At 33.7% G+C, this 6612-nt stretch carries 8 protein-coding genes; 1 reads left to right on the top strand and 7 read right to left on the bottom strand.

Translation table 11 applies throughout. The annotated features are described in order from the left end of the window. Positions 1–267: 267 nt before the first annotated feature. From FD20_RS00995 to efp, 3 genes are all read right to left on the bottom strand, one after another. Complete coding sequence (locus FD20_RS00995) at positions 268–993, bottom strand: potassium channel family protein (RefSeq protein ID WP_057735685.1); 726 nt, start codon at positions 991–993, stop codon at positions 268–270. Between the two features lie 81 nt (positions 994–1074). Then, positions 1075–1386 carry a hypothetical protein gene (locus FD20_RS00990; protein WP_057735660.1) on the bottom strand — a complete coding sequence of 104 codons (312 nt, stop codon included), beginning with the start codon at positions 1384–1386 and terminating at the stop codon, positions 1075–1077. Positions 1387–1680: 294 nt separating this feature from the next. Then, complete coding sequence (gene efp / locus FD20_RS00985) at positions 1681–2238, bottom strand: elongation factor P (RefSeq protein ID WP_057735658.1); 558 nt, start codon at positions 2236–2238, stop codon at positions 1681–1683. Positions 2239–2562: 324 nt separating this feature from the next. Here efp and FD20_RS00980 point away from each other — a divergent pair, with 324 nt between their 5' ends. Further along, on the top strand, positions 2563–3210 hold the full coding sequence (locus FD20_RS00980; protein WP_057735657.1) for a DUF1345 domain-containing protein: 648 nt from the start codon (positions 2563–2565) through the stop codon (positions 3208–3210). A 207-nt stretch (positions 3211–3417) separates the two neighbouring features. Here the strand turns inward: FD20_RS00980 and FD20_RS00975 are convergent, their stop codons facing one another. The 4 genes from FD20_RS00975 to FD20_RS13955 all read right to left on the bottom strand — a co-directional run bounded on the left by FD20_RS00975 (position 3418) and on the right by FD20_RS13955 (position 6560). Beyond that, positions 3418–3789 (bottom strand): hypothetical protein, encoded by a 372-nt coding sequence (locus FD20_RS00975; protein ID WP_057735655.1) that lies wholly within the window; start codon positions 3787–3789, stop codon positions 3418–3420. Positions 3790–3801: 12 nt separating this feature from the next. Continuing rightward, positions 3802–4410, bottom strand: coding sequence for a hypothetical protein (locus FD20_RS00970; RefSeq protein WP_057735653.1), 609 nt, complete (start codon positions 4408–4410; stop codon positions 3802–3804). An 827-nt stretch (positions 4411–5237) separates the two neighbouring features. Continuing rightward, a complete protein-coding gene (locus FD20_RS00965; protein ID WP_057735651.1) occupies positions 5238–5861 on the bottom strand; it encodes a sugar O-acetyltransferase in 624 nt (207 codons plus the stop codon). A 567-nt stretch (positions 5862–6428) separates the two neighbouring features. Further along, positions 6429–6560 carry a hypothetical protein gene (locus FD20_RS13955; protein WP_268871928.1) on the bottom strand — a complete coding sequence of 44 codons (132 nt, stop codon included), beginning with the start codon at positions 6558–6560 and terminating at the stop codon, positions 6429–6431. Positions 6561–6612: the final 52 nt, after the last annotated feature.

Genomic DNA, 6612 nt, shown 5'->3' with positions numbered 1-6612 from the left:
ATTAATTATGGCACAACTGTTCAGAAATTTATGTACCAAATACTAGGATAGGAGCATCTTGATCTAATATGCCATACGTCATACCTGTACTGTGTCTGAAAGTGTTATAGGTTAGCTTGGTCGTTTCATGGTAAAAATATAGTATTACTTATCAATAACATTAATTAATTTTAGATTGGTTGTATATTATTACTTTTGAAAAAGAACATCTTGTTTTTTCTATTTACAGTAAGTTTTCACTCTATGAAAAAAAGGAAAAGAGGATTTTTAATGCTTCAACCGATTTATGGCTTCTTTTAATTCTAAGTTTTCTTTTTCAATTCTGTCTAATTTCTCAAGCACCTTTTTGTTGCTGTCTTCTTCATGTGTAAAAAAGGCGGTGAGAGAACTTGTCAGCATACCTATAAATCCAATACCCACAAACATCAACATAACAGCGGCAAATTTTCCAATAGCAGTATGAGGTGAGATATCCCCATAACCGACAGTTGTTGCAGTTGCGATAGCCCACCAAAATGCTTCACCGAGAGGGACGTTTTCAGCCAACGAATATAAAACGGCTGCTGTTGCTAATATGAATAAACTAACAATAATTAAGTATATTAGGCCGTTTGTTTTCAGAAATTTTTTTGCGTTTTTTTGCAATTTTCCGCTTAAGCCAACAAGTCTTGTTAGTCTCAAAACTTTCATCACACGGATACTTCTAGCGACACGTGCTATTCTTGCTATTCTGAAAAACGAAAAGATAGAATTCACGGGTAAAATAGCGAGCAAATCCCAAATGTTATTTTTGAAGAAACTGATTTTATTTTTGGATAAGGCAAAACGTGAAAAATAATCGATCGTAAAAAGCAATAAAATACTGTTGTCTATGTAACTGTACGGTGCACTGACCAGAGTTATCGCATTGGCATAGTCCATAATCACCATAACAATTGATGTTACAGCTAAAAATGCAATTATCACATCATAGGTTTTTTTCAAGTTTACCATTCCCAATTAATAATAGTTTTTGACACATTAGAAAATATTTTCTTATTTAACCATAATAGTATATTTTTTTAAGAGTGAACTTCAGGCAAATTCCATTTCTACTACAGACTCTTCTAATTCATCTAAAACCTCGTTGTCCTCTATAAACTTGATCCAGCTTTTTTGAGGTTCAAATTGGTCCTCTTTAACATACATTTTTATTTTATCGTGGATACCCGTGATGAAGGTATTAAGCATTTTATCTGCTGCACGTTCTAACATTGTTTCATTCCATCTCTTAGCTGGCTGTCTTTTTTTATTTTTTGCCTGCTGATATACCAGCGCTTTATCCCAGAAAATTTTAACAGCACGGCTGTTGTTAGTGATGTATTCTTGTAGTTCTTGATTATTCATCAGTAGCTCCTCCAATTTTGAATGTAATTTGTTTTAAAATTTTTGAATTGATATATAGTGTCTACGTGTTTATTATCAAGTTTTAAGCAAAAGTTCTTAAGACAAAATAAAAGCTCCCTTCGATACAGTATAATGGCTAGTACAACCAAAATTGGATCGAAAGGGAACCTCTACGTAACTTTTTACTGTTGTTGCAATTAAGCCTGTACTGTTGATATGTGGTTATTAAACAAGTTTTGCTGTAGTGTTAAAAGAAAATTTCAATGACGGAATTTGCCACAGAAGAAATTAACTCTATGCTCTCTGTTTGTAAGTCCCATTTGTAGTGTTAATAACCAGTGTATCGCCTTCTTGAATGAAATCTGGCACAGTGACCACCAATCCAGTTTCTAAAGTAGCAGGTTTTCCACCACTAGCTGCAGCAGCGCCCTTGATGTTAGGCGAAGTCTCTGTTACACGCAGAGTAACAGTAGTCGGCAGTTCTACGCCAATTAGTTCTTCGTTGCAGAAATCTAATTGAACTTTTAATTCTGGAATTAAATACTTTACTTCATTTGCAATTTGTTCAGCCGATAATTCGTATTGATCGTACGTATCTAAATCCATGAAATAAAAGACTTCACCTTGTTTGTACAAAAATTGTGCCTGCTTTTTGTCAACAATAGCTAGGTCAACTTTTTCAGTTGGCCGCATAGTTGTTTGGACAATAGAGTTAGACCGAATATCTTGCAACTTCATTTGCATTACTGTATTACCCTTACCAGGTTTGTGATGATTAGTTTCAAGTACTCTAATAAGTTTGTCGCCTTTTTCAAAAATCATGCCTGATTTTAAATTGATCGCTTCCACCATGTATAATACACTCTCCATTTTTTATTGACTGTAGTAGTTACAAGTTTTGAAATGAAAAGGTCTAGGAGGAGCTAGAGATAGTGCAAAACCTAAAATCAACATTTCTAAGTCCACCAATCATTTATATTTGCTACATTCTAATTCTAACATATTGAGCGTACACAAAATATGATTCACATTATTTAAATTTTATTACAATTAAAAATAGACTTGTTGAACACGAGGCAACTAATAACATATAGTGCTAATTGATCGAGTTTTTACTGCAGACAACCTACAATGACAGTAATAAATAACCTATAACTAAAAACGGAGGAACATTTTATGAAAAAAGAACAAAGAAAAAGATTGTTTCGGCAAAAATGGGTGCATCTTTTTATTGCTGTTGTATTAGGGTTGGCAAGTGGTTTCGTACTAAAAGCTTATTTCAATTGGGAAATCTCATTGTTGATGAGCTGGAATGCCGGTGCTGTCACTGTGATGTCCCTAATGTGGTTTAATTTTCAACCGTTAACAGGAGAGCATACTAAAAAAATTGTTTTAACTGAGAGTATACGCTATTCTTTTTTGGACATATTTATAATTTTGGCCAGTTGTGTTAGCTTAATTGTTGTTGTATTTTTGGTGACTGCTGGCAAAGGAGATCCCATGGAACTCGGAGTAGGATTAATAAGTGTTCCTGTTTCATGGAGCCTGGTCCATGCAGTATACACATTCCATTACGCTGAACTATATTACAAGAAAAGTTATGACAAGAAAGAAGGGGGGGTTGATTTCAATAATGACAGTCTCCCAAGTTTTTGGGATTTTGCCTATTTGTCCTATACGATAGGGATGACTTATCAAGTTTCTGATACGAATTTTTCTACTACAAGTTTTCGTAAGGCAGCATTGGGACATGCCCTGATTTCTTTTCTATTCAACACAGTTATAATCTCTGTATTAGTTAATTTTATAGCCGATTTAGCATAAGCAATTAGTAGTCAAGTAAGAAGTAAGTGACCTTGTACAATTATAATTAATGGAGTGTGACACAATTCGGTAAAATTTAAATATTTCGAAATTAGAGGGAGCATTTTGACTTATGGAACACGTTCATACAGAATTAATAAAAGGGGCCGGCTCAAAAGTTAAATTTTGAGCCAGCCCCAAGTCATTAGGCTAATTTTACTATTACAACTAAAGTGTTTTATTTTTCAATTTTTTATTTTTTACTAAGTGCCAAATAAAGAAGCCCACTCCAATAATAAATGCCAACCAACTCCAAATTACAAGATCTGAATAAACACCGATGTTTGATAAGCCGATAATCCATGCAATCAAAAGCAAAATAAGATTTGCAATATCGCCACCAAGTTTCTTCTTAGATTTGGTTGCTAAATAAACAATACCTGCTACTAAGAAAAGAATTGCTACAATAATTCCGCCTGATCCGCTTGTATTATTATTATTTTCAAGGGCGTCTCCCAAGCCTACAGCCATTGATTGGAAACCAATAAACACAGATAGAACAATCATTAGAATGCCTGCCACTAATTTTGTCGTTTTCATATACGAATCTCCTTATTTTTTATTTAATTCTATCTGTTCTATGTTAGTGCTCAAAACCTGTCCTCTAGTCAGATTGACTGTAACTTTTGTTACTTGTCCAGCGTCAGAATCGCTAGTAGTTCCCAGAATTTCGTTAACATCCCCATCATCTGTTCCAATGTTTCCACTACCTTGTAAAGCTGTTATAACATAGCTGCCGGGTTTAATGTCTTTTCCAACAATCCAGTCACCAGCATTCAATTGAGTTTGGTAGGTTCTTTTACCCGCAGGTGCGAAACTTGTAGCTTCAATTCCTTCTATTTTCACATTGTCTCCTTTTTTGAGAGTCGTTGTGTATGAGTCAATTTGACCACTATCATTATCAGTTGTTTGTCCTAAAATAATATTAATGTTTCCGGTGCTGTCTGAAATATTTCCACTACCATTAGTGGTTTTGATTATGTAACGACCAGGTTTGATATCTTTTGTTTTTCCGACCTTGAAGGTTCCTGCGCCAAGAGTTACTTGTTGAGCTTTAGCGTATACAACATCAGTGTTGCGTAAAGAAACCCCAATGAAAGTTGCACTTGCCATCGAACAGGCTAAGACAGTGGTTAGCCCGAATTTTGATAATTTGTTCATAATAAATCCCCCTAATAAATCAGCTTTTAATGTCTTCAGTGTTTGGACAGAAATAGTTTTTGTGGCTAGATTTTAAAATGCTTTTTATATACATAAGGCAATGTCGGCATCAAAAAATAATCCTACTGTTAGTTATTATTACTGTCTTTGAATTTCGATTTAACATCAACCAAATCTCTTATTTTACCCAAGATTATAACGGCCCCTGGCTAGAAGTCGTTTTCTTTTAGTTAAAAACTAGATATCTTTGTCCGCTTAAATTTTTTGATAGTACTTTCAATCTTAGATGTAGCGTGGAGCATGAAGAATTATATGGAAGGCAGATGACACTATGAAAAAATTGAATAACATTAGCTATAATAAAAATATTTTATTTTTACAGAATACACAGTTTTAAAGTCAATATAAATTATATATGTTTTAACAAAAATTATAAAATATTATGCAAAAACATTAGAATTAGAATATAAATTGAATATTAGTTTAATTTGTTAAACTTAATTTTCGGTAAAATGATTTATGCTTTTGCATTTAGTGATAAAGTTACTGATCATGGGTTTTAAATTACACAAAATTATTAAAAGTGGAAATAAAAAAGCTAACTTTTGCCAAAGTAAGAGTGAAAAAGATACTTTGAGCAGTAAGTTAGCTTTTTTTTGAAAAAATAAGGCCAGAGGAATGTCTTCTTACTTATCATGAATTTAGTTTAGAAGAAAATTTCTCGGCAAAGAGTGAGTTTAGATAAGTAGTACTGGTTGATGTAGTTTTTATAGGAATAATGACGAGCTAATTTTTTTGACTAGTCTCTGGCGAACAAAAAAATTTTTTTATTTAAAAGCATCTCTTTCTTCCAAATATTTAGTTTTTTCAATTTGCCAGAACTTTTCATCTTTAGATGTTATTTCCCGAATAGGCCGGGCAGGGACACCCGCAGCAATCACATCAGCCGGAATGTTTTTTGTTACAACTGCTCCAGCACCGATGACTGCATTATCACCGATCGTGACTCCAGGACAGATAACAACGTTGCCGCCGAGCCAGACATTGTTACCGATTTTAATTGGATGACCATATTCCAAGTATTCATTGCGAACACTTGGTACAAGAGGATGACCAGCTGTATAAAGTCCAACTCGTGGGCCAAATAAAACATTGTCACCGATCGAAATAGGTGCTATATCCAAAAAAATACTGTCATAATTAGCATAGAAATTCTTTCCCAAATGAATGTTTTCACCGTAATCCATGCGGGTAGGAATTTCAATATATGCATCTTTGCTGGGACAATCTACCATTTTTTGAAGCAATTGTGCACGTTTGCCATCTTCTTGCGGCAGAGTTTGATTATATTCATAAACAAGTTTTTTTGCATTTTTGCGCATTTTAACTAGTTCGGCATCATTTGAGGCGTAAAGTTTTCCAGCCACCATCATTTTTTTCTCCGAAGTCATAGAATACCTCCTGTGTTTAATTATGAGGAATATTATAGCATGAAGTAAGAGTACTTATGGCTTAAGAGCTCTTAATGACAAGAAATTAGGAAGTGTTTGATTGTGCATTTGTAGTTATCCGCTAACTTCTGTTGAACAAAACTTATGAATAATTTTTGAAGTGAATAGTGGTTTGCCAGCTATTTAGAAATAATTTTGTAGCAAGGTCTTTTTAGCCTGTTGAGAGCAAGAATTTAAAAATAGATTATTAAAACTGCTGTTGAAGGAAACAACAGCAGTTTTAAGGAAAGAACTATTATTTTAAATTGAGTTGCTAACCATGTATCACAATAGTGTATATTGACATTAGCTTGTGTTCAATTTAAATTCAACATCTATGTTAAACGGATTAAATTAGAAATATTCGTTTAATTGTAATCCGCTTGGAATTTTGAAGCAGAATATATGCTTTTCTTTATTATAGACACTAAAAACCTCTAGTAGTTCTGCGACACGACTTAATGAGCGTTCCATCATTCAGTCGTGAACTACTAGAAGTTTACAGACAAGTCAAGCGGTAACTACCTTTTAAAGCTGGTCGCTTGTTCGTTCTTGAGCAGACAGTTTAAAAATATCATAAAGTGCTTTTGCGAGTGTATTATTTTTATTTTCAACACCATGCTGCCGTAGAATATTACTAATATCTGTTTCTGTAAACATCCAGCATGCACCTCCTTTCTTAAATGATAATTTAATTATAACGCAAAAGTCA

Source organism: Liquorilactobacillus uvarum DSM 19971, from assembly GCF_001434935.1.
Taxonomy (GTDB): domain Bacteria; phylum Bacillota; class Bacilli; order Lactobacillales; family Lactobacillaceae; genus Liquorilactobacillus; species Liquorilactobacillus uvarum.
The sequence above is the reverse complement of the archived record's forward strand: the minus strand, read 5'-3'. Positions and strand labels throughout refer to the sequence as shown.